The sequence below is a fragment of the Streptomyces sp. NPDC079141 genome, assembly GCF_040686775.1.
In the GTDB taxonomy this organism is placed as follows: Bacteria; Actinomycetota; Actinomycetes; order Streptomycetales; family Streptomycetaceae; genus Streptomyces.
Window position 1 is genome coordinate 254,532 of the sequence record NZ_JBFBLP010000001.1, and the last position, 25,649, is coordinate 280,180.

The window sequence follows — 25,649 nt, forward strand, 5'->3', positions numbered from 1 at the left end:
GACGGCACCCCCGGCTGGTTCACCTCCGCATGCGTTGTATACGCTCCACTTCTTCACCAGACCTTCACATGAGGGGGGAACTCGCCATGCGCATACGCCTGGTCACCATCTCTGCCGCCGCCGCGGGCACGCTGCTCGCGCTCGCCGCCGTGCCGGCGCAGGCCGCGGAGTACACGTCCGCGCTGAAGCTGAAGGGCATCCAGTACGACGCCCCCGGCAGCGACTCCAACAACTGCTCGACCGGCAACACGGACGAGGAGTACGTGACGATCAAGAACTACTCGTCCACCAAGACCGTCAACCTCAAGGGTTACGTCGTCAAGGACGCCGCCGGGAACAGGTTCACGTTCACCGTGAACCACTACCTCCAGCCCGGCGACTACGTGAAGCTGCGCGGCGGCAACGGCACGGACTCCGACGCGAACAACGTCGTCTACCGCGACAACTGCAACTTCATGTGGAACAACGACAAGGACACCGTCTACCTCAAGAAGCCCTCGGGCGCGGGCGCGGACACCCACTCCTACAGCAAGAGCGGCTCCGACGCGGACGGCAACGGGTACATCAACTTCCACGGCTGAGCCCGGCCGCTGACGGTGTGCGCGGGGCCCGCCCCAATGCGGATGGCGGGCGGGCCTCGCGCACCGGCCATTGTCCTGACCTGGGGCGGGCTGGACCACGGGTGAACGGCACCCGGCGGGTGCGGGCCGGTCACACCCCGTGTGCGGACCCCGGGTGACACGTGGCGACCTGCAGCATCGATACTGGGACGAGCCAGGTGCCCCCGTTCCCAGATGGACTCATGTCAAGCTCGCCGACCGTTAGCTCCACGACTCCGCCCACGGTGTGGCTGGCCCGAGGCCGCCACACCGGACCGACCACCGGGGAGGTGGTGCGGTGGCGTCTGCAACGACTCAAGGACAGCGCGGACATCGACGACTTCCTCGAACCGTCGGAGGACGAAAGTGCCGGCGAGCGGGTCTTCGAGGCCCGTTGGAAGGTCGACGAGGACGTCACCGTGCGGGCGCGGCTGACGCTCGCGCAGGGCCCGGACGACACCGGGCAGGACTGGGTACTGGCGGCGGAGGCGGAACGCCCGTGGGATCCGCGCTGGCCCTCGCCCGCCGCGATGTTCTGGCCGCAGGAGCCGGACGCCGCCTGGGACCACGATGCGGCGACCGGGCTGCGGCTGCGCGACCTCAATCCCCTTCCCGCCGACGACAAGGACGTGCGGCGGGTTCTGAGGGAGGCCGCGCGGGACGCCTGGAGCATCCATGTCGTCGTCCACGAGGCCATGACCACCGACCAGCGCGGGCGGGTGCCGCTCGCCGGGATGCTGCCCGCCGGTCTGCGGCACCGGGTGGTGGAGCACCGTGCCGCCCCGCAGCAGTTGCGCGTCGTGAACTGGGCGCTGCGCGATGCCGGCGTACAGGTGCCTCGGGGCGGTGCCGTGGTGCTTCCCGGAACTCCGGCCCCGGCGGGCTACGACGAGGCCGACTTCTCCGTGCGCAGCGTCTTCCTGGACGGCTCGGAGCCGACCGAGCTCATCCACGCCGTCACCCGTTTCGCGGCACTGGAGCGGCCGCTGCCGGTGGGCGGCGAGGACGCCGTCACCGCGCTGCGGGAGCAGTGGCGCCTGCTGACGCTGGAGGAGGAACTCGCCCGCGAGCGCGCCCTGGTGGCCATGTACGCCGAGGCCCTGGACGCGATGACGAAGTCCCGCGATCTGTACCGGAAGGCCGCCGAGCAGGCCCACGAGGCCCTGGCCGCGTACCGCGAGTCCGCAGGCCGGCCCGAACTGCCGCAGCCGTCCGGCGAACCGTCGACGGGCTCACCGCTCCAGCAGCTGACCCGGACGTTCGGACGGCTCAAGGGCTCGGCTCTCGGCCTGCGGCCCCGGCCCGATTCGACCGAGCGGGACAGCTCGGACGACTCCGCCGAGTCGCCCGAGCGTCGCACCGAGGTCGGCTGAGCCGGTCAGTCCGCCCTAGGGCCGACCGCGGCCGTCTCCCGGGCCGCCACCGGCGCCCTGTCCTGCGGCGGCACCGCCAGCAGGACGAGGAGCGCGGCCAGCGCCGCCAGGCACGCGCACACCGCCGTGAGGCCCGCCGCCCAGGCCGGGGCGAGGGCGAGGTCCAGCGCCCGGGACAGCTCGGCCGAGGGCACGCGACCCTCGAACAGCTGGGCCGCGGCCAGGGCCGCCGGTACCACGACCGCGGTCGCGAGCACCGGCACGGTGATCCGCAGCGTCAGCAGCAGGGCCACGGCCAGACAGGCCACCGCCATGGCGAGCGCGAGCCCGTAGACGCGCAGGGTGGCCCCGTCCCGGTCCAGCGGGAAGTGGGCGACCGCGCAGACGACGAGGGCGGCGACGGTGATCCGGCCCGGCCAGGAGGGGGCCTGGGTCTGCGCGGGGCCGCGGTCGAGGCTTCTGGGCGCCCGCCCCTCGTTGTCCAGAGCCGGGGGCAGTTCCTTCGGCTCGGGCGGACGCTCGCGTTCCGCGTTCAGGCGGCGGATCAGCTCGACGAGTTCCTCGACCGGTCGGCCGGTGGCGGCCACACGCGCCGCTTCCTGCCCGCAGTGGGGTTCCAGGGGGGTGCGGTGCAGCAGGTCCATCAGCCGCGTCACGTCCTCCAGGGAGCGGTGCTCGGCGGCGGCGCGGATCGTCTCGTCCGCGCTGTCGGCGGTGCGGGGCGGCCGGGTCAGCAGGTCGACCAGCCGCGTCACGTCCTCCACGGACCGGTCGACACCGACCGCGCGGAGCGCTTCGAGGGTGGCCCGCGCATGCTCGGGCGAACGCTCCAACAGCGTGATGAGCTGGGCGACTTCCTCCACGGGCCGGTCGGACACGGCGGCGTGCACGAGGGCGCCGACGGGGTCGCCGTACTCGGCTGCGGCCTTGTCGGGGAGGGCGGGTGGCTCGGCGGGGGGTATGGCGGCTTCGTTTGAACTGGGTGATGAAGAGCGGGTGGTCATCCTCGGCTCCAGGGAAGGGTGCGCGGCCGCTCCTGCGCCCCCGAAGCGCGACACGCGACTGTACGGTGACCATTACTAGGCGTTGCCACCGCACTCCGCCACCCGAGCGGGCCAACGGTATGAGGCCCGCCGTCGATGCGGAACACACCCTTCACAGCAGGCCCACATGCTGTTCTGACGACCGTTCGAATACGCCGGTTGGCGCACGCGGGCCATACAAGTCCCGGAGCAGGGAATCCGTCCCAAGAGGCGTGCCGCACGACACCCCCGCGCACGCCGCGCGCACCTTCGGAGTGAGGAGGGTCGGTGGACTCCACCACAGGTGTGATCGCCCTCGCCGCGGTCCTCGCGGCCGCCGTGCTGGCCGTGGCCGTCCTGGTGCTGGTACGGCTGGTGCGGACCCGGCGCGGACTGCGGCGCGCCGGCCTGCCGACCGGGCCGCGCTGGGTGTTCTGGGGCGCCCTGCTGTATTTCGTACTGCCGGCCGACCTGGTCCCCGATCCGGTGTATCTGGACGACATCGGCGTGCTTCTGCTCGCTCTGCGCACCCTGCGCCGGTCGGCCGACGTGCGTACCTCCGCGGCCGCGCCCGGGCCCCCGCACCTCGGCCGACGCGGTGATGCCGGCTGATTCCGGCGCCTGCCTCCGGGCCGGCCGGGAGCGTCCGGCGGGGCCCCGATCCCCTGATGACTACTCAGCGTAAGGAAACCATTCACCCGTTCGATTCGTATAAGTGGATGGAAGCCGAAGGAAGTCGGCGGACCGAGCGACGGCGCAAGGGGGCCTCGCTTGTTCGAAGCAGCACCGGCGAGGGAGAGACGATGCAACCGTTCGCGCTCAACTACGCACGTCCGGCGGTGCAGCCGGAGGTTGCGGCTGCCTACGCGTACGACGCCGGACGGCAGTTGAACGTGCTCCTCGACGGGCGGATCGCCGCCTGCGACCACGCCCTGCTGAGAGAGCTCGGGACGACGACGTCCACGGCGGGCTCGAAGACGCACTTCGACGACTGAACGCGGACCGGCCAGGATGACGGTGCTGATTCTGACCAGCGAAGAGGATGTCACGGCGGACATGGTGGTCGTACACCTCAACGCCTGTTCGGTGCCGGTGGTCCGGTTCGACCCCGCCGACCTGACCAACGGGGTGTCGCTGTCCGGCGAGTTCGCGCACGGCGCGTTTCGGGGGCATCTGTCGGCGGGAGGCCGGCTGGTGAGCATCGGGGGGCTGCGGTCGGTCTGGCTGCGCCGGCCGGGCGCCCCCGCGGCGCGGGCGGCCGCGCCCTCCGCCTGGCTGGCCGAGGAGTCCTCCCAGGCGCTCTACGGCATGCTGCGCGGCTCCGGCGCACGCTGGATGAACGACCCCGACGCCGCCCACCGCGCCCGCCACAAGCCCTGGCAGCTGCGGCTGGCCCAGAGCTGTTCCCTGCCCGTGCCGGCGACGCTCATCACGACGTTCCCGCAGGCCGCGCGCGAGTTCGCCGAGCGCTACCCGGAGCTGGTGGTCAAGCCGGTCTCCGGCGCCCATCCGCAGGACCCGCCGCGGGCCGTGCCGACCAGCAGGGTCTCCCCGGACGCCGACTTCTCCGCCGTGGCCTTCGGTCCCACCCTGCTGCAGCGGCACGTGGCCAAGCGGGCCGACATCCGGCTCACCGTCGTGGGTGAGCGCATGCTGGCCGCGCGCAGGACCGCCGACCCCGACGAGGTGGACGTCCGGTTCTCCTCGACGGCCGCCGCCTGGCGCCCCGTCGAGGTGCCGCCGCGCATCGCCGAGGGCGTGCGCGCCTACCTCCGGGGCGCCGGACTGGCCTACGGCGCCTTCGACTTCGCGGAGGACGCCGACGGGACCTGGTGGTTCCTGGAGTGCAACCAGTCGGGCCAGTTCGGCTTCGTGGAGGTGGACACCGGGCAGCCGATCGCGCGGACCATCGCCGAGTGGCTGTCCCGGCCCACCCTCCCGCGGCCGAGGCGGGCCAACGGCGCCGACCGGGCCGTACCGTGACAGGTCAGTGCGGCGGCAGGTCAGTGCGGCGGCAGGCCGGGGGGCAGGGCGGAGCGCTGCCATCCGGCGCCGGGTGCCGGTGGGCGCTCCGCGGGCGGGGCGCCGAAGGACTGCAGCGGCCGCATGACGAACTCCAGTTCCCTGCTGACGCGTTCGGCCTCCCTGCGCACCTGGGCGGGAACGTCGCCGCGTTCCGTGATGAGTCGGTCGTAAATGGGGGAATCCTGGAACACCCTGTCAACGCGCCTTTCATGTCCGGCCCAACACCATGGGCCCAACCGCCGAGTGTAGGCGCCCGGGCACACGGGGGTGCTAATTCCGGGATCGGGCTTGACGGCGGAGGGTCGGCTGCGCAGGGCCGTCAGGCCCCGGTGGTCGAGCCCGGGCGGACGATCATGAGGACGGTGACGGTCGCCCACAGCAGGTTGAAGATGCCGGTGAACATGGCGAGCCGGACCGTCCCGGCGCGTTCGACGGCCCGCTCCTCGACGACCTGCTCAAGGAGCTCGTCCTGGCGCGGCAGGACGAAGGCGATCAGGACGCCGGCGGCCACAGCGGTCAGGGTGATGGACGCGATGAGCCAGGCGCTGCCCAGGACGCCCATCGCGGCGGCGGTGGCGAAGCCGAGCAGGGGCACCGCCAGACCCACCCCGGAGTAGACGCGGCAGATGCGGTGCAGCAGCCGGACGGTGTGCACGCCCGACCCGCCGCTCTCCCCGGCCCGGCGCGCGGCCGGCGGGAACATGCTGGCCGCGACGGTGACGGGACCGACGGCGACGATGGCGGCCAGGACGTGCAGGGTCAACAGGATCTTGGTCATCGGGGGCGTCCGCCTCTGTTCCACGGGAGTGCTGGGGTGCGTCCGGCCCACGCTAGGAGGCGCCCGGGTGATCGCCCAGAGGCGGAAGTGACAGCTTCCGACGGATTCCCGCCAACACCGGTGTCCTGGGGATCCGCGCCCGGCAGGGGCCGGACCTGGGGTCATGCCGTCGGCGGGAACCCGCCTATCGTGGCCGTCATGCACACCGTGGCGATCCTGGTTCTCGACGACGTCGTGCCGTTCGACATGGCGGCGCCCATGCAGGTGTTCGACTGGACGCGGCTGCCGGACGGTCGCCGCCCCTACCGGGTCCGGATGTGCGCCGAGACGCCGGAGGTGCGCGCCGACTGCGGGTTCGGGCTGCGGGTGGACCGGAGGCTGGACGCGCTGGCGGACGCCGACACCGTCATCGTGCCGGGCTGCGCCGAAGGTGCCCCGCCGCCGTCCGAGCGGGTCGTGGCGGCGCTCAGGGAGGCAGCCGGAGCGGGCACCCGGATCGCGTCCGTGTGCGTGGGGGCGTTCGTGCTGGCCGAGGCGGGGCTGCTGGACGGGCTGCGCGCCACCACGCACTGGGTGGCCGCCGATGCGCTGGCCCGCCGCTTTCCGCGCATCGAGGTGCAGCCGGACGTGCTGTACGTCGACAACGGGCAGATCCTCACCTCGGCCGGGGCCGCGGCCGCGCTGGACATGTGCCTGCACATGATCCGGCGGGACTTCGGCTCCGCGGTAGCCGCGGACGCCGCCCGGATGTCCGTCATGCCGCTCGAACGGGAGGGCGGCCAGGCGCAGTTCATCGTGCACGAGCACCCTCCGGTGCCGCGGGGCTCGACCCTGGAGCCGCTGCTGGACTGGATCGAGGACAACCTGGCGGGCGAGATCACCCTGGCGGCGATGGCGGCACGCTCGGGGATGAGCGAACGCACGTTCAGCCGCCGCTTCCGCGAACAGACCGGCACCACGCCGGTGCAGTGGCTGCTGCGGGCGCGGGTGCGGCGGGCGCAGTACCTGCTGGAGAACAGCGACCACTCCGTCGAACGGATCGCCCAGCAGGCCGGGTTCGGCTCGCCCACCGCGTTCCGCGAGCGCTTCCGCCGGGTCGTCGGGACCGCTCCGTACGCCTATCGCGCCGCGTTCCGCGGCAAGGCCGCGGGAACGGGCCGATAAATCACCCGAGTCCCTTGGCGCCGTGTGCCGTTGGACAGGAGGCAAACCTTTCAGCACGGACGGTGTGACGCCCATGAACTGCTCCAGCCGCCTCCTCGGCGCCCTCTACATCGCCACCAGCGCCGGACTCGCCTGGACCGCGGTCCTCGAATACGAGTACGGCCCGATGTGGGCCGCGTGCCTCTTCGCCGCCGCCAGCATCGTCCCGGTGATCGGTGTGGTGCGCGAGAGCGTGATCGGAGACCAGCGCCAGGCCCTGGCCGAGTGGGAGGACCGGGTGGAGCGGGCGCGCCGGGCGGCGACCGGGGACGCAAACGCCGAGGACATCGTGCGCGCCGAGCTCGACGCCGCCTGCTGCGAACGCTGGTGGACGAGCCTCGGCAGCGACCACGACGTGACCTGCCCGCACCGGATCCCGCGCAGCAGCGCGGCCTGACGGGCAGGTCGGCACCGGTCGTCAGGCGACCTGCCCGCTGTGCAGCGCCGTGTACGCGCCGCCCCGGTGCAGGAGTTCCTCGTGCGTGCCGGTCTCCTGGATCCGCCCGTCGGCCATCACCACGATCCGGTCGGCGCCGCGCACGGTGGACAGCCGGTGGGCCACCACGAACGTGGTGCGCCCGCGCAGCAGCCGGGCGAGCGCCTCCTGCACCAGCGCCTCCGACCGGGTGTCGAGCGCGGAGGTGGCCTCGTCCAGGATCAGCACCCGCGGGTCCCTGATCAGGGCGCGGGCGATGGCCAGGCGCTGGCGCTGACCGCCGGACAGACGTGCGCCCCGCTCCCCCACAAGGGTGTCGAGGCCCTGCGGCAGCCGGTCGACGAACTCCAGGGCGTTGGCGTCGCGCAGAGCGGCGCGCACGGTCTGCTCGTCGGCGTCGTCCATGCCGTAGGCGACGTTCTCCCGGACGGTGCCGTCGAACAGGATGGACTCCTGGGGGACGACCGAGACGAAGCGCCGGTAGGTGCGCAGGTCGAGGGTGTTCATGTCGGTGCCGTCCAGCAGCACCCGGCCGGTGGTCGGGCGGATGAAGCCGATGACGAGGTTGAGCACGGTGGACTTGCCCGCGCCGGAGGCGCCGACCAGCGCGATGGTCTCGCCGGGGGCGACGGAGAGGCTGAAGTCGCGCACCGCCGCCCGGCCGCCGTCGTCGTAGGCGTGGCCGACGTTCTCGAAGGTCACGGCCCCGCGCAGGGCGGCGAGATGGGCCTTGCCCTCGTTGTCCTCCAGCTCGGGGGCCTGGAGGACCTCGCCGACGGAGCGGACGGACTCCAGTCCCTTGGTGATGACCGGGGCGAGGCCCGCGAGGGTGGTGGTGGAGTTGGTGAGGGTGGTCAGGAAGGCGCTGAGCATGACGACGTCGCCGGGGGTGACGCCCCAGACGCCGTAGTACGAGATCAGGGCCGCGCCGGCGAGGACCAGGACGCCGATGACGTTGAGGACCACCCAGGCCAGCGAGCCGAAGCGGCCGTTGACGAGGTCCAGGCGCATGCCGGAGTGCAGCAGTCGGCGCAGGGTGCCGTCCATGCGGACCAGGGCCTTGCCCTCCAGGCCGTGGGCGCGGGTGACGGGGATGAGGCGGGTCATCTCGGTCACGCGTGAGGACAGCGTCTCCACCTCGTGGCGGAAGTGCTCGTTGTGGGTGCGCAGTCGGGCCCGGAGGCGGGCGACGAGCAGCGCGGCGGCGGGCACGACGACGAGGAAGACGGGCAGGAACTCCGGTGTGCGGATGCCGATGATGACCAGGCCGCCGATGAGCACGGTGGTCGCGCCGAGCCCCATCTCGGCGGTCTGCTGCACCATCTGCTCGACCGTCTCCACGTCGCGCACGACCTTGGCCTGCAGGACGCCGGCGCTGACCCGGGAGTGGTAGCCGATGGAGAGCTGCTGCATGCGGGTGCACAGTGCGGAGCGCAGGGCCGTGCCCATGCGGCGGACGCTGCCGTAGAGCAGGCGTACGTAGAGCACGTGCAGGGGGTAGTTGACCAGCAGGATGAACATGATGAGGCCGGTGCTGAGCCACAGCCTGCCGATCGGCCCGTGTTCGACAACGGTGTCGATGATGTACGCGGTGATCAGCGGCAGCAGCCAGATCGGGCTGTGCTTGACGGTGAACACGCCGACCGCCGCGGCCAGTCGGCGGCGGTCGGCGTGGAACAGGTAGGCGAGGGTGCGGACGGGGTGTTCGCCCCGGTAGCGGTGGTCGAGCGGTCTTTCGAGCGGCGAGGCCACGGGCGGTGGTCCTTCCCAGGGTCCGGCGGTGAGCATTTGGGCAAGCGCTTTCTCCCCATCCTCACCGGGACTACACCGGTGTCCGGAACCGACCTCTTCGACGGCCCGAAACTCCCGCGCGCAACCCGCTCCTCAGTGGCCGCCACCGTCACGCACATTTAGACTGAAATCGTCCACAGAGCGATCGAATTCTCGCCGAGCGCAGTCGAGATCAGCACCGCCTGCCCACGAGAACCCCGCGGAGTGCGCACAGCGCCCGCGGCCCCTCGCCGTGGACCCCACCCCCATTCCTCCCATGCCAACCCGGAGGCTGACATGACTGCCATCGACGACAAGTGGCACCAGATCCAGTGGATCGGCTCCCCCGTCGACGCCGGAGCCGGGAGCCAGGAGGGGCCGAACCCCGACGGCCGCGGTACCTCGCGTGACTTCTCCGGAGGTTCCATCTACTGGTCCCCCGCGACGGGCGCGCACGAAGTACACGGGGACATCCGCACCAAGTACAGCGCGCTCGGCGGATCCGGCGGGTTCGGTTATCCGACCACCGACGAGCTGGTCTGCCCCGACGGCATGGGCCACTTCAACCACTTCGAGGGCGGCTCGATCTACTGGACCCCGCAGACCGGCGCCCACGAGGTGCACGGCGCGATCCGCGACCTGTGGGCGAGCCTGGGCTGGGAGGGCAGCTTCCTGCGCTACCCGACCGAGGACGAGGCCGACTCGAACGGCAAGCGCCTCAGTAAATTCCAAGGCGGTCACATCACCTGGTCCCCGACGGAAGGGGCGAACGCCCGGCGCCTCACCCTCATGGACTGAGTGCCCTACGCCCTCGTCGTCACGGCCACGGGTCCGTGGGCCGCACCGTGTCGAAGGCCAGGCCGCTGGAGCTCTCCCCGGTGCCTGCCGTCTTCTCCCTGCGCACCCAGCTGTGCCAGGAGCCGTCGAACCACCGGGCCAGCACCGGGCGGCGGGCGACCATGGCTCCCTCGCGCGGCACCTCCTCCTCGTGCAGCCACAGTCCCGGGGTGATCAGCCTGCCCTCGGGGCGCGAATCGAGGCCCGGACCGGTCAGCGTGGCCAGCCGGAACCGGATCCGACCGGCCCGGACCGACTCCGGGACCAGCGGGAACCAGTAGTCCGGCACGATGCTCTGCACGGCGTACGCGGGCAGCTCGCCGGCCTCGTCCGCGGTGGACGGCGCGCCGCGCGCCCAGCGGTCCCGGCGGTCGACCGATTCACCGCGGCCGTCGGTGTAGTGGTGCTGAACGGCCCACGCCAGGTTGGCCAGTTCGTCGCGGGCCATGACGACGCGTTCGAGGGGCTGTCCCGTCTGGCCGCGCTCGGTGGGCAGGATCAGCAGCCCGGACGCCGCCGGGTGGTCCGGGTCGGGGCTGCTCAGGGTGAACATCGTCCAGGACGGGTCGTCCCGGCCCGCGCGCTGGACCAGGTGGTGCCGGCCGAACACGTCGCGCACCAGCAGCTGGTCCAGGACGGTCAGGGAATTGGTCGGCACTTCGACGGGAACCAGGCACCAGTCGTTGCCGAAGACCATGGCGAACGAGATCAGGAGCAGGCGGCCGGTGTCCAGGGTGGACACGTCCGTGGCCCCCAGATCGACCCGGGCGTCCTCCATCTCCCAGAAGCGATCGGCCGGCAGCCCGCCGTAGCGCACCGGGGACGGCAGGCCCTCCTCCGTGAACGTGAGGCTCTGCCCCGGCGGGGCCGCCTCGGTCTCGGGGTCGGGGTGGACGTCGAAGGAGTACCAGTCCAGGCCGTCGCCCAGGTACTCCTCGGCCCGCAGCACCGTTGCGCCCGTGGACAGTTCGGCGGCGTACTCGCCCCGGTTCGGGTTGAAGCAGTCCGGCCCGTGTTCCGCCAGTTGTGCGGTCCACCAGCTCCGCCAGCGGGCGGCCACCTCGCCGAGGCGCGGGTCGGGTCCGGCGTCGAAGGTGCCCGCGTCCAGCGCGGCCGCCACGGATGCCGCGTCGGGCATCCGGCCGTCGAGCAGAGCGATGAGGCTCGCGTCCGGCTCGCCGGCCTGAAGTGCGTGCGGGGCCAGGGCCGTGCGGGCGGCGGCGAGCAGTCCGGCGTCGTCGCACATCCGCAGCAGCGCGGCGCCGCCCTCGGCGCGCAGCCGCTCGTCGTCCAGGACGGGCTCGTCCTCGATGTGGGTGTCGAGCGGGCCGTGGCCGAGTTCGTAGGGCACCCAATTGGTGGCTCCGCCGGGGCGCCAGGCGTCGATGGGCGCGCTGCTGCCGGTCATCCGGACCACCGCCGGGGAACCGGCGTCCTGGGCGGCGAACTCCCCGAACTGCCACTGCCGGGTGAGCAGCCACAGCGGGTCGTGCACCCGGGCGGCCAGGCCGGCCTCGACGTCGGAGGTCCGGTGCCGGGCCTCCAGTTGGAAGGGGCCTTCCGGGTCGGTGTCGTCCCGCTTGTTCTCGATCAGGCCCAGTGCCCGGCCGGTCGCGCCCTGATGGGAGATCCGGATGCCGGGGAGGAGCGAGCCCAGCTGGGGCAGGTCCTCGCTGTCGACGGCGCGCAGCTTGGCCAGTTCCAGGGTGTCCCTGAGCACCTGCACCAGGCCGTCGGAGGTCCAGCCGCGGCTCAGGTCCGGGGGAACCGCGATGAGGAGGTTGTGCGGGGCCTTGGCGTCCGGACGGTCGTAGTGGAAGGCGACCCCCGTCAGTTCGGTCTGCCGGGCGGGGTCGGGCCCGGGCGGGAGCTGGTCCGAACCGGGGAGGAGCTCGATCCATTCGTCGAGCACCACGCCGGTGACGGCCGCGCCGGGCGGGATGTCGGCCGGCGCGTGCCAGACCAGGTGCGTGGTGGCGGACGGCCGCTGACCGGCGGGGAACGCGCCGCCGATCCAGGCGTCACCGTCGCTCGTCGGATGCTGGGCGGCCCGCAGGCGCTCGGCCCGCTCGGCCCGGGCTCCGGCCAGCAGCAGCGTCTCGTGCAGGGTGCGCACCATCGGCCGCACGGCCGCGTTGCGCCGCAGCCAGTCCTCGATGTCGGCGCCGGGCAGGTCGCCGCGGCCCGCCGGCGCGGCGGGTGCGGCCAGCGCGGGCATGAGCGGGATGTCCGCGCCGAGAACGTCCGCCAGGGCCGCCCGGGCTTTCGACAGCCAGGCGTCGGCGGTTTCCGGCGTGGCCTGTTCCGCGGCGCGCTTGCGCAGCTCGGCCCCGGCCGGGTGGTCGGCGAGCGTTGGGCTCGCGGCGAAGGCGATGAGCCGGGTCCGCAGCGCTGTCGTGTCGACGGAACGCGCCGGACCGTCGGGCAGGTGTGCGGGAAGCAGCGGCTGGGCGGTGGACAGCAGGGACCGGATCCGGACCGCCCGCCCGTGCAGGGCGCTCCAGCCGGGTCCGTCGAAGGCGACTGGGGTGTCGGGCGTGACGCCCATGGCGCTCTGAACGGCCCTGCGCAGCCCGGCCGGTTCGACGGCGGCCGCGTCCAGTACGGTGCTCAGCGCGCCCGAGCCGAGCCGGTCGGCGGTGAGTTCGAACGGGCGGACCTCGCCCTGCCCGTCGCCGAGCCGGCCCCCGAGAGTCCAGCCCGCGGCAGGGCCGAGGAGATGGGCGACCCAGGCCTCCAGCGCGGGTTGCAGCGCCGCGAGCGGATCGGCGGGCCAGCCGGTCGGCCCGGCCGGTTCGGCCGGGAGCAGCGCGGCCGTCCGGTGGGTCAGGGCGCGGGCCCGGTGCGGAGTGCGCACCACCCGGAAGGTGTCCGGCACGTCCTCGCCGCGGCCGAGGGTGTCGGCGGTCAGACCCGCGCGGATGGGGTTGCCTCCCACCAACTGGTGGACACTCTCCGCCAGTACGAGGTCGCCGACCGCGTCGAGTGCGTCGGCGAGGTCGTCCAGCAGCGGTCTCACGGCCGCCCGGTCGGTCTCCGACCCGACCACCGGCGCCTGGTCGATGACACTGGGCTGGTCCGGCGCAGCCGCCCCGGCCCGGGCCAGGGCCATGCCGTCGACGACGTTGCGCGCGGAGATCGCCTCCGCGCTGCGTGCCCACAGGTCCATGTCGGGGTCCGGGGCCTGTGTCTCGGGCACGACCGGGAGGGGGAACTGGCGGCGGAACCGCTCGACGAGGTGGTCCAGCTCGGCGTCGTGCAGGGCACGTTCGAACCGGTAGCCCAGCAGTGAGCCCAGGTTCTGGCCCTGGCGTACGCCGCCGAGCAGCCAGCGGGCGATGCGGGTGCGGCGGGAGCTGAGGTTGACCGCGTAGCTCTGTTCGTCGGGGTTGCCGAGGAAGCCCGAGCGCAGCACGGCGGCCGTTGCCGCGTGGTGCAGTGAGGGCGCGTGGATGTAGCCGTCCTTCGCGGACAGTTCGACGGTGGTCGTCTCGTCGTCCAGCTCGATGTCGAGCTGTTCTCGCGGCTCGGGCGGGCGCAGATCCTCGACCCAGCCGTAGCAGCCGAACCGGACACCCGTGGCCCCGGCCGCCCGCTGCTCGGCCAGACGCTTGGACGCCAGTGAGGTGATCCAGGCGTCCAGCCGGTGCGAGTGGACGTCGACGACCTCCAGCAGCAGTTCGGGCAGCCGGGTCACCGGTACGGCGGCCAGGGTCCGCAGCGCCTGTTCGAACCGAGGCAGCTCCCGGGCGGCCTCGGCGGCGGCCGCGACGCGTTCCGCGCGCTCGCGCTCGTCCAGGCCCTCCAGCACGTCGGCGACCAGTTGGTCCACATCGCCGAGGACGGCCAGTGCCTGACGCAGGGGGTCGTCGGTGGTGTCGAAGTCGTCCAGGAACGTGGACCAGTTGGGCAGGAACAGCAGCGCGTCGAGCACCCCGCTCATGTCCGGTTCGGACTCCGCCCCCTCCTGGGGTGTCTCTTCGTCCTCGGGCGGGACCTCGTCGCCCCCCTCGACCGGCCCCTCCCCCTCCGGCGGAACCTCCCCCTCGCCCACCGGCTCGTCGGCCGGCATCGGGAGATCGAAGAAGGTACTGCGCCGAGGCGGGATCTCCCTTCCCGTGGACAGCTCCACCGGCCACTCCAGGTCGAACGCCTCGGCGTCCAACTCCCCCGCCAGGAAGGCCCGTACGGCGCCCAGGTAGTCGGCCGTGGCCGTCGCCCGGGCCGGGAACGCCTCGGGGTCCGGGCTCAGCCGGGTGACGAACTCCGGGACGCCGGTCGCCTCGTCCAGGCCCCAGCCGAGCGAGGTCCAGCCGTTGCTGTCCGTGGTCCAGCGCACCATGCCGTCCGGCGGCAGACCGGGCAGGCCGAGTGTCGAAGGGGGCTGGTCGAGCGACGTGTGCGAGACGGCGCGCCTCGGCCCGTTCATCCGGACCATGGCCAGGCCGGTGGCCACGGGCAGCCGCTGCAACGCCCCCACCGCGACCTGGTCGACCGGCTGTCCCGGCTGGACGCGGGGAATGGGGTCGATGGCGTCCGGGTTGTTCAGCGCCGCCCGCCAGCGCTCCCGCAGCCGCATCAGCCAGGGCGCGATCACGCCGTCCACGTCCTCGACGCGTTCGGCGCGCCAGTCGTCCAACGCGGTGACGGGCAGGACTCCGTAGGGCTGGCTGCCGACGCGCAGCATCGGCAGCGGCCCACGGCCGCGGACATGGTCGGCGAGGTGGTCGCGGATCGCGCGCCAGGGCCCCGCAGGGGCTACGCCGCTCACCTCCCTGGTGCCCAGGTCGATCGTCTTCAGCGCGGCCTCGGCGAACCCCTTGCCGAGCGTGGGCCAGGTGAGCAGGGTCAGCGCGGCGACGCCCGACGGGTCGCTGTCGGCGGCGCCGGAGCAGCCGCGCAGGAACCCGGCGTCCGGCAGTCCGAGGGCGGTCGCCAGGGCGTCGGCGACCGGCCGCTCCCCCGCCTGCGGGTCGGGGTCCGGGCCCGGGTAGACGGGGACCGAGGACCAACCGGAGCGAGCGCGCGGGGTGTTGTTGGTGGCGGTGCCCGAGGGCAGCAGGCCGAGTCCGCCGCCGAAGCGGTGGCCGTGCAGCAGGTCGCGGAGCCGGGCCGCGCCGTCCGCCGGTGCGTCCTCGCGCACGCCGACGACCAGCAACTGGTCCAGGTTCTCGGTGTTCTCGGGCGGGACGATCAGTTCGATGCCCATGCCTGCCTTGACCGCTTCGAACCAGTCGGTCTCCCAGCCCTCCTCCTCGGCGCGCAGCAGACCGATCGGCAGCGGGTCGGGGACCGGGCGGCCCAGTTTGTCGACCACCACCTGACCCTCGAACAGCCCGAGAAAGCGCCAGCGCGTCGGCATCGACACCGTGCGCGGACGGTGCTCGCGTGGGTCGTCGGTCCGCGGCGCGGGCGGCGGAGCGCCGGGGCGGCAGGCGCGGACCGCCCAGGAGGCGCGGGCCGGGCGCAGCTCGGTGAGCACCTTCTGCCAGGCTTCCGGGCCCGGATCCCGCCAGTACGCGGTGCCTGCGGCCGCCTCGGCGGGCGTCAGCTCGGGCTCGAACCGGGAGAGCAGGAGGTCGTCCGGGTAGATCCGGACCCGCAGGGTGCGCGGCTCCCACCAGATGGTCTCCACCCGCACCGGCAGCAGTGCGATCGGCGCGGTGTTGTCGTCGGGGAACAGCGCCGTGCCCTCCGCCAGCGCCCGGGTCAGCTCCTCCTGGGCCCCGGCGACCAGGCCGTCCAGCTCGTCGGCCCTGCGCTGAAGCTCCGGCAACGCCGCCTGGGCCGCGGCGAGCGCGTCGGCGCTGCTCGGCGGGAAGAAGGGATCGGGCAGGCCGGCCTGGATGTGCGCCTGAAGGCGCCGCACCACGGCCTCCTGCTCGTCGGCGAGGGCCCGCGCGGTGTCCGCTTCGGTGCGTGCCCGGTCCAACTGCGCACGGGCGGCGAACGCGTCGGTCATGTCCCCTTGGCTCCTGTCCTAGGCACGGTGGTCAGCCGCCCAGCAAGGTGGCGGCGCGGAAGGCCAGTTGGAACGGCTGCTGGAAGGCGATGCGGGCCATGTCGGCCGCGTCGCGGGCCCAGACCGGCGGGTCGGGCTGGGGCAGCTCGGTCGGCGTGCCCGGTGCCTGGCCGATCCGGACGCATCGGGCGGCGTCCACGGCGACGCCGCGCCAGGTGAGGTCGGCCCAGGTCCTCATCGGGGCGGGCTGCTCGTCGGCGTCGAACTCCTCGTCGGCATCGAACCCGAACTGGGTGCCGCGCATGGGTTCGCGGAACACGAAGAACCAGTCCTCGGCGCGGGCCCGCTCCTCGTCGAGGTCGGCGAACAGGTAGAGGACGGTGGACTCGTCCAGGGCCAGCGGGGTGGCCGGTACTCCGTCGAAGGCGGGCGGCAGCTTGCCGTCCACTCCACGTACGGCGAGCAGAGCGGTGCCGGGGAAGCGGCGCAGCAGATCGCCGCGCACGAGCATCGCCAGATCGCCGTCGCCGCCGGTGCGCAACTGGCTGCCCAGCGGGGCGTCGGGCGGCCACAGGGCGATCTCCTCGACGCTCTCGCTGTCGCTCGGCCAGAACCGGGCGAACGGGGTGCCGCGCTGGTCGGTGGGGAACTCCCGCCACAGCAGCTCACGGTTGAACTCGTGGTTGAGCCCGACCAGCAGGGCGGCGATGAACTCGGGGTTGGTCTCCAGCAGGGTCACCGTGTCCGGTGGCAGCGCGCCGATGCCCGGCAGCGCCCACTCCGGCCAGCGGGCCAGCAGTTCCTCGGCGATCGGGACGGTGAATTTCGGGTGGGCCATGATCGGCCGCAACGGACGCTCGCTCTCGGCGCGCTGCGTCCACAGGTCGGTGGGGATGCGGTCGGTCATCCGGCGCACTTGCAGCGGCATGGGAGCGAGCCCGCGGCGCAGCTCCCCCGGCAGGCCGCCCTGCGGCTCGCCGTCGTTCATCAGGCCCATCAGTCTGAGCTTCTGCTCGATGTACGGCTCGGGCGCCTGCTCGCCGCCGGCTCCGCCGCTCGTGCCGCGCCGGGCGCGGCGGGCCAGCGCGCCGCCTGCGCGGGTCAGCCGGACGAACGAGGTGCTGGCCGTTCCGGTCGGCAGTTCTTCGGCCGAAGCCAGCATGGTGGCCAGGGTGGTCGGCTCCGCGTCCGGTTGTGCTGCGGGCACGGGCACGCGCCCGCTCACCGGTGCCATGACGGTCAGCAGATCGGCCGCGCCGAGCGCGTCGAGATGCTTGTGCTGGGCGCGCTCGGCGGTGACGGCGGCCAACTCGCCCGCCGCCAGCAGCCGGTTGGCCTGCCTGATCGCGCCGACCTGCTCCCAGGCCCGGGCCATCAGGAACTCCTGCTCCAGCTGTACATAGCGGGCGCCCAGGGCGGCGGCCACGCGTCGGCGGACCTCCAGGTTGAGGGTGCTCATCCACTGGTCGGGATCGGCGGGCACGGTGTCCTCGCCGGTGTGGTGGCCGCCGTAGAGCGGCGGGCCGACGGCGACCACAGTCCCGTCCTCGGCCGGCTCGTCGCCCGCTGCCACGATCTCGTTCCGGCGCAGGGCCGGTGCGTCCACCCGTTCGCGGATCAGCGCGCGGTACCGGTCCTGGGCGGCGGAGTCGGACCAGGCCTCGGGCGTGGTCGTACCGGGCGGCCGCAGCGCGCCGTCCATGGCGACGGTGGCGGGCCCGGCGGACTCCTCGGCGGGCCAGGGACGGCTGACGTCGATGATCCGGGTGCCGAGTCCGGCCTCGGCGGGCCGGAAGCGCAGTCGGCGGGCGAGTCCCTCGAAGGTGCCCGCCTGTCCCGTGCGGAAGGTCCACCAGTGGTAGACGGGCAGGTCGACGGTGTCCCGGCCGGGGACCGGCCAGGCGTCCGCGGTGGCCGCCGCCCCCGGGGACACGTTCAGGCCCGCGTCCCGCCCGGCGGCGGTGGCCGGCACCACGGCGGCGATCCAGCCGCGGTCCGGGGCCAGTCGGCGCGGGCACAGCAGCCGTCCGACGACATCGGCCGAGTGGTTGCGCACGCCCTGCTCGACGAGGGGCTGCGCGCCGCCGAGATCGGTGACGGTGTCGGGCAGTCGCGCCTCCACATGCGCCCAGGCCCACCGTTCGGCCAGTGGGGGCAGCGCGGCGACCGGGGCGGTGAGCACGGGCAGCGGGTGCCCGGGGCGCGGCGGGGCCGCCTCGTCCTCGGCCAGCACGACCAGCACGATCCAGGGTTGCGGGGTGGGACCGCCGGGCGTGGCCACCATGCCGGGCGACAGCAGCCAGGGCAGGTCGGCATGGGCCAGTTCGACGCCGGCCATGACGTTCTCGGCGGCGTCGGGCGTGCCGGGCGGCGGCTCCTGCCGCAGCACCATCGAACGGTCGAAGCCGAGCACGTCGCCCGGCCCCACCAGGGACAGGTTCGGGCCCGTCACCTCGGGCTCCTCGCGGCGGCCCTCGATGTCACGGCTGAACCGCACCTTCGTGGACAGCGTCTGGCCGTCGGCCGCGGCGGCGGCGCCGATCCGCGCCGAGGAGAAGAACCATCGCGTGCTCATACGTCGCTCCCGATCGGCTCGGATGACTGGGGTCGCTCGCCCGGCGCGGTCATCGGCCCAGCTCCCAGCTCTCCACGAGCCGCAGCGCGTCCTCAGGTCGCGCCAGCTGTACGCTCACCACCTGCATGGCGTCGGAGGTGGCGTCGACCATGCTGACGTCGTCGAGCAGCGGCTGGAGGGTGTCGGCGGCGGCCACACTCAGCCTGGCCGGGCGCACCTCGACGGCCGCTTCGGGGGTGCGCCACCGTTCCAGCCGTTCGGCGGCACTGACCGCGTAGACGGCCTCCAGCCCGAAGAGACCCGACCAGGCGGAGAACTCCCGCTCGGGCAGCCGGGGTTCGTAGCCGGTCTCGTAGCCGTCGTCGACGCGGTGGCCGGGGCCGACCCGCACGCCGTCGGTGCCCACCCGCACTCCGCTCGCGCGGCTGACGAACGCGGGCTCGGTGAGCTGCGCCTCCTCGGTGAGGTCGAAGAACTCGCCCGGCACGAACCGCTCGGACAGCGAGGGCAGTCCCGCCGCGGGCCGGGGCGTGCCGAGGGTGACGTCCTTGATCGTCCAGGTCTGCGCCGGTACCGGGCGCCGTTCGAACCGGGAGATCGGCACGCCCAGCGGGACGACGCGCTGGGTGACGCGCAGGGTGGCGTCGGGGTGGACGAGGATGCCCTGGTTCAGTTTCTCGTTCGCGGCGGTGGTGAACACCAGCGCGGTGCGTTCGGCGGCCGGCCGTTCCGCGGCCCAGGCCTTGGACCGCGCCAGTTCGGGGGTGAGCGCCTCGATCGGATTGCGTCCGCCCTTCTGCGCGACGGCCGGCGGCGAGCCCCAGCGGATGTCGAAGTCCAGCTCGACGTCCCAGAACAGCACCGAGATGCTGCCGGTGCCGAACGCGTGCCAGGGAGCGGGCCCCTCCAGCGTGAAGTCCAGGCCGATCCCGGCCAGTCGGCGGCCGAAGGCGCGCACCGCCACTCCGGCCCGCACATGCACCGAGAACGCGAACACGGGGTCGAAGACGAACAGCGCATCAAGGGCCAGCCAGCCCTGCACACCGCAGCCGGCGATCGTGGCGTCCATCTGGACCTGTCCGCCGAACATCACCGCGTTGGAGGTGACCGCGAAGTAGCCCTCCATGCGCAGACCGAAGCCGTTGCCCGGGGCCAGATCGACCTGGAGCCGGTTCAGCGCGGGCACCCGGGCGGGACGGGTGTAGCGGGGGTGGAAGCCACCGGCGGACAGGACGAACTCCGGCTGCGGGCCGCCGCGTACGAGCAGGTAGATCTCGCCGCGCACGGCCAGTCCCACGATCCACGAGCCGGACAGCGACACCAGCAGTTCGACCAGCGGGGTGGCCGGTTCGATGCGGCCGAGCACACTGGCCTGGAGGCGGATGAGCGGCACGACCGGGTCGGGCAGCCCGACCAGCAGCCGTCCCAGCAGGAGGGCGCGCGCCGGGGCGGGCAGTTCGAGGATCACGGCCCCGGACAGCTGCACCATCCGGGCGCCCCAGGTGATACGGATCATCGGCCCGACCAGGATGCGTCCGGGGGCCACCGGGAACGCCGAGCCGAGGGACCCGATGATCTCCTGGGCGCGTTCCACCGCGCGGTCGGGGAACAGCACATGGTCGGCGTTGCCGTCGCAGACGAGCTGCTGGAGCGCGGTGACGTCCGCGCGCCGGTTCACTCCGACCAGTCCGCCCACCGCGTCCAGCGCGAATCCCAGGCCGAGTTGGATGCCGGGGGGCGGGAACTGGGCGGCGAGCAGCACCAGGAAGCTGGTGGGTGCCTTGCCGTCGGGCGGCCGGAACAGGGCGACCGCCTGGACGCGCAGCACGCCCAGGTCGACGGAGATCAGGCCGGCATAGCCCTGGTCGTTGCGCCGGACCAGGCCGCCGCCGGAGATGGGCGGCACTTTGAGCTCGGTCCCGATGCCCTCCGGGACCAGCTCGTTCAGTTTGCTCGGGTCCAGGCCGGGGCGGCTCTGCGGGGAGAACGTGACGGGGAGATCGATCCCGGCGCGGTCCAGGTGGACGCGCAGCGGCAGGCCCGGCAGTTGGGCGCTGGCCGACACCGTCAGGGCCAGCCGTGGCCCGCTCCCGTCGGAGGTCAGCTCCAGGACGGCGCCCCGGCTCGACACGACCGGACCGTTCAGCCGCAGCGGCAGGGGGGCGTGCAGGCCGCCGGTGCCGGCAAAGCGCAGGCCCGCGGCCCGGTCGGCGCGCAGGACGATCGGCGCGGGCGGACCCGACATCGGGCTCGCCCCGCCGACGCCGAGGAGCCTGGCCAGGGCGGCCGGCAGCACGGCGGCATTGAATCCCTGCAACTCCAGCTCGACGGCCGCGGGGGTGCCCGGTTCCGAGGTCACGCCGAGCGCGATGCCCTCGACGCTGATGCCCGGGCCGTCGGTCATTCCGGCGGCGAGGCGGCCGGTGCGCCGCAGCCGGATCGCCGCGCTTCCGCCGGGCGGTGCGGGCGGCAGGCCGGGTCCGAAGGCGGCGTCCCAGCCCTGTCCGGCGGTGACGGTCGCCTCCGCGCTCCACGGCCCGCGGGCCGTCTGGGGCAGCGCCAAGGCGGCCCCCGGGGTGACCACCACGTCGAACACCGGTCCGTCCGGGGTCACTGCGAGCACGGCGCGCCCGGCCGCCGCTCCGGCCGGGTCGTTCAGCACGAGCGCGACGCCGAGCGGCGCGCCGGGCGCCCGCCGCCAGCCGTGCAGCCGTACGGGCGAGGCGCCATCCAGGTCGCCGAGGGTCTCCCGTACGAGCTCCACCAGGGAGTTCCCGGCGGGCAGCCGGTCGTGCACGGCGAGCAGTCGTCCGGCGAGCACCGTGCCGGCGGCCGAGGGGTCCTCGCCGGGCTCGGGCAGCGAACGGACCAGGCCGTCCACCGCGTCCTTGGTCAGCGTGCGCAGCTGGCCGGCGACCTGCTGGAGGAGTTCGTGCGGGTCCATGGTGGCTCACCCCTGGTTGGCTTCGCCGTTGTCGATCACGAGCGCGCCGTTCATGGTGCCGACGCCCAGCCAGCGGCCGTTCGGGCTGAACCGCAGCGCCAGCACCTCGTCGGTGGACACCGTGTACAGCTGCTTGCCTTCGAGGTTGAACAGCCGCACGACGTTGTCGATGGAGGCACTGGCCGCGTGCTTGCCGTTGGGGCTGAACGCGACATGCGTCACGGCCCCGAAGCTCGCGTCGTCCGGGTCACCGGGGTTCAGCTTGGGCGCCCGGCCCTTCTCAAGGCCGATATCGGCGTCCAGGATCCGGGCGAAGCCGTCGGAGCCGCCGACCACGGTCCACTTGCCCTTGGGGTCGAAGGCCAGGCAGTTCGGCGCGGTGATCTGGTCATCGATGTCCTCCGGAGTGGGCCACACCTGTTTCCCGGTCTGTGCCTCGAACATCCGGGTGGTGTCGTCCGTGGCGCAGCACAGCACGGTGAGCCCGTCCGGGCTGAACGCGACAGCGAGGACGGCGTCCTTCGGGGTGAGCCGGCTGATCTGCTTGCCGGTGGCCAGGTCGTGCACCCGCGCGGATCCGGCGTGCTGGTGGTTCCCGCCGTGGCGTTCGTCGACGGCCAGCGCGATCCGGGTGCCGTCCCGGCTCAGGTCCACGTCGGCGATCAGCGGCGGGTCGACGGTGATGCGCTGCTTGATCTCCCCGGAGGCCTGGTCGAGTACGGCGACCAGGGTGTCGGTGACCGCGACGATCCGCCCGTCCGGGGCGAACCGCACCGTGTTCACCGAGTTGCCCGGGGCGAGCGGTCCCTGCCAGAGGACCGTGCCGGTGGTGCTGTCCCGCAGGAACACCTGCTCGAAGTCGGCGACGACGATCCGGGTGCCGTCCGGGCTGAAGGCGATGCTGGCGACGGATCCGTCGGTGGCCACCTCCAGCGGGGGCGGCCCGATGCCGATCGAGCGCACCCGCAGCTTCGTGTCGCTGCCGCCGCTGGCGATGCGCTTGTTGTCCGGGCTGAAGGCGATCGCCTGGACCGAGCCCTCGTTCTGGGGCCGCACTGCCACGGTGCCGGGCTCGCTCATGACCGGTTCCTCCTTCTGCGGGTCGGGCCCGGGTGCCTAGACAATGGGCAGCGATACGTCGAACGTGGCGCTCGCGCCGCGCACGGTGACCGTCACGCTCTCCGGGACGAGACCGCCCGGGTTGTCGAAGCGGTACAGCGCGTACGCGTTGGCCCCGGTCATCCGGACGATGGGCAGCGGGCCCGCGGCGGGTGCTTCGGCGACGCCCAGGGCCTGGCCGCCGGCGACGAGTTCGACGGCGACGTCGCTGTCCTGGAGGTCGGTGGACTCCTCCACGGCGATGGCCACGTTGACGCGCACCAAGCCGTCGGAGAGGTCTCGGACGCGCGGATAGACCCAGAAGTCACCGGCGAGTTGCGGGGTTTCCTCATTCACGTTGACAGGACTCATCACGGCACCCTGCAATTCACGGTCCACTCGCGGGTGAACAGTACGGTTCCGCCGTTGCACACGTCGATCAGCTGTCCCCGGAAGTCGACATCGACCTTGGCGAAACTGCCGGCCGACCCGGTGAATCCCGGCAGGTCCCTGCCGACGTATTCGGCACCGGAGCGCCGCTTCACCAGATACATGTCGTTGCGGTTCCCGTTTCCGATGGTGGCGTCCCGGTGACCGTAGTTCAGGTCGACGTGAAACGGATTGAGTTGGTGGGTCGCGGCCTGTCCGTCCTCGACGAAATGGTCGTCGGTGGAACCCGGGCCCGGCCGGGAGCGCATCAGGCGCCGCGCGGGTACGCCGTTCACCTTGGTGATGTAGTCCACGGGCTCGCCGTTCACTTCGAGGTCACCGCGGATGTACTGCCGGTACTCGCCACACGCCGGAAGGGATGGATTGGCGTCGACGAACACCGCGTGCATATCGAATTCGCCACCGCAGTGCACATCCGGCTGGGTGCGCTTGCTGCACGTCACCAGCCTAGCCGGAATGTCGACACTCGCCACATCCGCCTGCGGCCACTCGATCACCTCGCCGATCGGTCCGGTGAATCCCGCCCGTACCAGCTCCGGCCATTTTCCGGGCTCGGTGATCGGCAGGGGGTAACCCGGGCGTACCTTCTCCTCCTTGATGTCGTAGTTCAGGTATTGGCCGCCCTTGAAGAAGTACGCCGTCCCGTTGCCCCAGTTGACGGCCGCGTCCACGCCGGCCCTGAAGGCGGCCGGGAAGTCCGGCCAGCCGTCGGAGATGTCCCGGGGGTAGATGTTGTGGTCGACGAAGTCGGTGCCGATGTCGTAGCGGACGTATTTCGAGCCCTTGAAGAAGAACGCCCGGCCGTCTCCCCAGTTGATCGCCGCGTCCATTCCGGCGGCGAACGACGCGGGCAGCGCGGGCCACTGGGAGGCGGTGTCGTGCGGATAGAAGCTCGTGTCCACCGTGTCGTTGGTCGCGTCCCAGCGGACGTACTGCGAGCCCTTGAAGAAGTACACGAATCCGTCGGGCCAGTTCACCACGGCGTCGATGCCGTGGGTGAAGGAGGCGGGCATCGCGGTCCACGCCTCGGCGACATCGCGTGGGTAGACGTCGTGGTTGACCGTCTCCGCGCCGGTCCGCGGATCGATCTCGTAGCGGACGTACTTGGTGCCACGGAAGAAGAACGCCGTCCGTAGCTGCGCCATGGTTGCTCCTTTCCCGAGCACACGCACGCGTGACGGTGGGAAGCCGTCACGTAACGCACCGTCACGAGCGTAGAGGAAGGGTGGCGCGACGCCGAGCATCTGCCGCCCCGTGGCGGTCGCATGGCGGGCCACTGACAGGGGTGCAAGCATGGAAGTGGTGCTGGGCGCCACTCCGCGCTCTCTCGCGAGAGGGGATGGTCATGGCCAAGCGTCTCGTCGTCTGTTGCGACGGCACATGGAACTTCGCCGACCAGCCGAGCAAGACCAACGTCGCCAAGGTCGCCCTGTCCGTGCATCCGGGGTCCGCCGCCGGCAAGGAGCAGCGCGTCTACTACCACAGCGGCGTCGGCACCCACCGCCGTGAGCGCCTGCGGGGCGGCGCGTTCGGCGTGGGCCTGTCCCGGAACGTCGTCGACGCCTACCGCTTCCTCGTCGAGACCTACGAGCCGGACGACGAGCTGTTCCTCTTCGGCTTCAGCCGGGGCGCGTTCACCGCCCGCAGCCTGGTGGGCCTGGTGCGCAACTGCGGCATCCTGCGCCGGGACCACCTCGACCGGATCCCCGAGGCCTGGGCCCTGTACCGCGACCGCATCGAGCATCCCAACGGCGCGGCCGCCACGCTGTTCCGCCGCTCGTACGCCCGCGAGACGGAGATCCGCTTCATCGGAGTCTGGGACACGGTCGGTTCACTGGGCATCCCCGCCCCGAGCGCCACGTGGCTCCAGCCGACGGCCAACCGGTTCAACCGCCGCTGGACCTTCCACAACACCGAGCTGAGCGGCTGGGTCAAGGCGGCCTTCCACGCGCTGGCCATCGACGAACAGCGCTCGGCGTTCCGCCCGGCGCTGTGGCACCAGCAGCCCGGCGCCGACCAGCAGGGCCAGGAGTTGAAGCAGGTCTGGTTCTCCGGGGTGCACTGCGATGTCGGCGGCAGCTACAAGGAGACGGGTCTGTCCGACATCACCCTGCTGTGGATGGTCGACCAGGCACGGCGGTACGGGCTCCGGTTCGATGCGCGGGCGCTCAACGAGAGCGGGCCCAAGGTGATGAGGCCGGACGAGAGCATCGACTTCCGCGTACGGCCGGACGGCTCGGGCGACCTGCACACGTCGCGCACGGGGATGTACCGACTGGCCAAGGCGCATCACCGGCCACTCGGCGCGGCCGTGAACGACAAGGGAGAGCCCGACGGCAACGAGTTCCTGGCGGTGCAGGCCAAGGAGCGCTACGACCGGGACAGCACCTACCGACCGCCCGCGCTGGAGCGGTATCTGGGCGGCCAGGAGCGGGTCCGGCTGGAGCCCGTCCTGCTGCCGGGCCTCGCCGCGGGCCTGCCGCCCATGCCTCCCGCGGCGCCCGCCCCGGGGACGTCGGCCGGCACGTCGGAGGGGCTCGGCCGCACCACATGACGGGTGCGGCACCACGCGGAACC

The 25,649-nt window shown here is 72.7% G+C and carries 19 protein-coding genes; 9 read left to right on the top strand and 10 right to left on the bottom strand.

All coding sequences use genetic code 11. The features are described from left to right. Positions 1 to 86 precede the first annotated feature (86 nt). Positions 87 to 581 carry a lamin tail domain-containing protein gene (locus AB0Q90_RS01265; protein ID WP_363162962.1) on the top strand — a complete coding sequence of 165 codons (495 nt, stop codon included), beginning with the start codon at positions 87 to 89 and terminating at the stop codon, positions 579 to 581. Between the two features lie 221 nt (positions 582 to 802). Then, complete coding sequence (locus AB0Q90_RS01270; RefSeq protein WP_363162963.1) at positions 803 to 1,972, top strand: hypothetical protein; 1,170 nt, start codon at positions 803 to 805, stop codon at positions 1,970 to 1,972. A 5-nt stretch (positions 1,973 to 1,977) separates the two neighbouring features. On the opposite strand, the gene AB0Q90_RS01275 is transcribed toward AB0Q90_RS01270, so the two are convergent. Then, a complete protein-coding gene (locus AB0Q90_RS01275; protein WP_363162964.1) occupies positions 1,978 to 2,976 on the bottom strand; it encodes a hypothetical protein in 999 nt (332 codons plus the stop codon). A 306-nt stretch (positions 2,977 to 3,282) separates the two neighbouring features. Between AB0Q90_RS01275 and AB0Q90_RS01280 the strand changes: the two genes are divergently transcribed. From AB0Q90_RS01280 to tgmB, 3 genes are all read left to right on the top strand, one after another. Next, the gene (locus tag AB0Q90_RS01280) at positions 3,283 to 3,606 is read left to right on the top strand and encodes a YkvA family protein (protein ID WP_363162965.1); all 324 of its coding nucleotides are present in this window, start codon (positions 3,283 to 3,285) and stop codon (positions 3,604 to 3,606) included. A 191-nt stretch (positions 3,607 to 3,797) separates the two neighbouring features. Further along, positions 3,798 to 3,989, top strand: a complete 192-nt coding sequence (gene tgmA / locus AB0Q90_RS01285) for a putative ATP-grasp-modified RiPP (RefSeq protein WP_363162966.1) — start codon at positions 3,798 to 3,800, stop codon at positions 3,987 to 3,989. Positions 3,990 to 4,005: 16 nt separating this feature from the next. Further along, complete coding sequence (tgmB, locus tag AB0Q90_RS01290) at positions 4,006 to 4,977, top strand: ATP-grasp ribosomal peptide maturase (protein ID WP_363162967.1); 972 nt, start codon at positions 4,006 to 4,008, stop codon at positions 4,975 to 4,977. Between the two features lie 20 nt (positions 4,978 to 4,997). Here tgmB and AB0Q90_RS01295 read toward each other — a convergent pair whose 3' ends face one another. After that, on the bottom strand, positions 4,998 to 5,210 hold the full coding sequence (locus AB0Q90_RS01295) for a hypothetical protein (RefSeq protein WP_363162968.1): 213 nt from the start codon (positions 5,208 to 5,210) through the stop codon (positions 4,998 to 5,000). Between the two features lie 128 nt (positions 5,211 to 5,338). Then, positions 5,339 to 5,797, bottom strand: coding sequence for a DUF2269 family protein (locus tag AB0Q90_RS01300; RefSeq protein ID WP_363162969.1), 459 nt, complete (start codon positions 5,795 to 5,797; stop codon positions 5,339 to 5,341). Between the two features lie 198 nt (positions 5,798 to 5,995). On the opposite strand from AB0Q90_RS01300, the gene AB0Q90_RS01305 reads away from it, so the two are divergent. Next, the gene (locus AB0Q90_RS01305; RefSeq protein WP_363162970.1) at positions 5,996 to 6,961 is read left to right on the top strand and encodes a helix-turn-helix domain-containing protein; all 966 of its coding nucleotides are present in this window, start codon (positions 5,996 to 5,998) and stop codon (positions 6,959 to 6,961) included. 73 nt (positions 6,962 to 7,034) lie between these two features. Beyond that, complete coding sequence (locus AB0Q90_RS01310) at positions 7,035 to 7,397, top strand: hypothetical protein (protein WP_363162971.1); 363 nt, start codon at positions 7,035 to 7,037, stop codon at positions 7,395 to 7,397. 21 nt (positions 7,398 to 7,418) lie between these two features. Here AB0Q90_RS01310 and AB0Q90_RS01315 read toward each other — a convergent pair whose 3' ends face one another. Next, entirely contained in the window at positions 7,419 to 9,188 is a 1,770-nt protein-coding gene (locus AB0Q90_RS01315) for an ABC transporter ATP-binding protein (RefSeq protein ID WP_363162972.1), read from the bottom strand. Positions 9,189 to 9,503: 315 nt separating this feature from the next. On the opposite strand from AB0Q90_RS01315, the gene AB0Q90_RS01320 reads away from it, so the two are divergent. Next, a complete protein-coding gene (locus AB0Q90_RS01320) occupies positions 9,504 to 10,004 on the top strand; it encodes a hypothetical protein (RefSeq protein ID WP_363162973.1) in 501 nt (166 codons plus the stop codon). Between the two features lie 19 nt (positions 10,005 to 10,023). Here the strand turns inward: AB0Q90_RS01320 and AB0Q90_RS01325 are convergent, their stop codons facing one another. From AB0Q90_RS01325 to AB0Q90_RS01350, 6 genes are read right to left on the bottom strand one after another with little or no spacing between them, the layout of a single operon-like run. Beyond that, a complete protein-coding gene (locus AB0Q90_RS01325) occupies positions 10,024 to 16,005 on the bottom strand; it encodes a hypothetical protein (RefSeq protein WP_363162974.1) in 5,982 nt (1,993 codons plus the stop codon). 31 nt (positions 16,006 to 16,036) lie between these two features. Beyond that, positions 16,037 to 18,580 (bottom strand): hypothetical protein, encoded by a 2,544-nt coding sequence (locus AB0Q90_RS01330; protein ID WP_363162975.1) that lies wholly within the window; start codon positions 18,578 to 18,580, stop codon positions 16,037 to 16,039. 49 nt (positions 18,581 to 18,629) lie between these two features. Next, on the bottom strand, positions 18,630 to 21,524 hold the full coding sequence (locus AB0Q90_RS01335; RefSeq protein ID WP_363162976.1) for a DUF6603 domain-containing protein: 2,895 nt from the start codon (positions 21,522 to 21,524) through the stop codon (positions 18,630 to 18,632). Between the two features lie 6 nt (positions 21,525 to 21,530). Next, positions 21,531 to 22,604 carry a PQQ-binding-like beta-propeller repeat protein gene (locus tag AB0Q90_RS01340; RefSeq protein WP_363162977.1) on the bottom strand — a complete coding sequence of 358 codons (1,074 nt, stop codon included), beginning with the start codon at positions 22,602 to 22,604 and terminating at the stop codon, positions 21,531 to 21,533. A gap of 36 nt (positions 22,605 to 22,640) precedes the next feature. Then, positions 22,641 to 22,994 (bottom strand): hypothetical protein, encoded by a 354-nt coding sequence (locus AB0Q90_RS01345; protein WP_363162978.1) that lies wholly within the window; start codon positions 22,992 to 22,994, stop codon positions 22,641 to 22,643. After that, positions 22,994 to 24,217, bottom strand: a complete 1,224-nt coding sequence (locus AB0Q90_RS01350) for a hemopexin repeat-containing protein (RefSeq protein ID WP_363162979.1) — start codon at positions 24,215 to 24,217, stop codon at positions 22,994 to 22,996. The genes AB0Q90_RS01345 and AB0Q90_RS01350 overlap by 1 nt, the downstream gene beginning before the upstream one ends. Positions 24,218 to 24,417: 200 nt before the next feature. On the opposite strand from AB0Q90_RS01350, the gene AB0Q90_RS01355 reads away from it, so the two are divergent. Further along, a complete protein-coding gene (locus tag AB0Q90_RS01355) occupies positions 24,418 to 25,626 on the top strand; it encodes a DUF2235 domain-containing protein (RefSeq protein ID WP_363162980.1) in 1,209 nt (402 codons plus the stop codon). Positions 25,627 to 25,649 lie beyond the last annotated feature (23 nt).

Coding starts and splice junctions, on each gene's coding strand:
- AB0Q90_RS01265 (WP_363162962.1), top strand. CDS start 87: ATGCGCATACGCCTGGTCACCATCTCTGCCGCCGCCGCGGGCACGCTG.
- AB0Q90_RS01270 (WP_363162963.1), top strand. CDS start 803: ATGTCAAGCTCGCCGACCGTTAGCTCCACGACTCCGCCCACGGTGTGG.
- AB0Q90_RS01275 (WP_363162964.1), bottom strand. CDS start 2,976: ATGACCACCCGCTCTTCATCACCCAGTTCAAACGAAGCCGCCATACCC.
- tgmA (WP_363162966.1), top strand. CDS start 3,798: ATGCAACCGTTCGCGCTCAACTACGCACGTCCGGCGGTGCAGCCGGAG.
- tgmB (WP_363162967.1), top strand. CDS start 4,006: ATGACGGTGCTGATTCTGACCAGCGAAGAGGATGTCACGGCGGACATG.
- AB0Q90_RS01300 (WP_363162969.1), bottom strand. CDS start 5,797: ATGACCAAGATCCTGTTGACCCTGCACGTCCTGGCCGCCATCGTCGCC.
- AB0Q90_RS01305 (WP_363162970.1), top strand. CDS start 5,996: ATGCACACCGTGGCGATCCTGGTTCTCGACGACGTCGTGCCGTTCGAC.
- AB0Q90_RS01310 (WP_363162971.1), top strand. CDS start 7,035: ATGAACTGCTCCAGCCGCCTCCTCGGCGCCCTCTACATCGCCACCAGC.
- AB0Q90_RS01320 (WP_363162973.1), top strand. CDS start 9,504: ATGACTGCCATCGACGACAAGTGGCACCAGATCCAGTGGATCGGCTCC.
- AB0Q90_RS01325 (WP_363162974.1), bottom strand. CDS start 16,005: ATGACCGACGCGTTCGCCGCCCGTGCGCAGTTGGACCGGGCACGCACC.
- AB0Q90_RS01330 (WP_363162975.1), bottom strand. CDS start 18,580: ATGAGCACGCGATGGTTCTTCTCCTCGGCGCGGATCGGCGCCGCCGCC.
- AB0Q90_RS01335 (WP_363162976.1), bottom strand. CDS start 21,524: ATGGACCCGCACGAACTCCTCCAGCAGGTCGCCGGCCAGCTGCGCACG.
- AB0Q90_RS01340 (WP_363162977.1), bottom strand. CDS start 22,604: ATGAGCGAGCCCGGCACCGTGGCAGTGCGGCCCCAGAACGAGGGCTCG.
- AB0Q90_RS01345 (WP_363162978.1), bottom strand. CDS start 22,994: ATGAGTCCTGTCAACGTGAATGAGGAAACCCCGCAACTCGCCGGTGAC.
- AB0Q90_RS01350 (WP_363162979.1), bottom strand. CDS start 24,217: ATGGCGCAGCTACGGACGGCGTTCTTCTTCCGTGGCACCAAGTACGTC.
- AB0Q90_RS01355 (WP_363162980.1), top strand. CDS start 24,418: ATGGCCAAGCGTCTCGTCGTCTGTTGCGACGGCACATGGAACTTCGCC.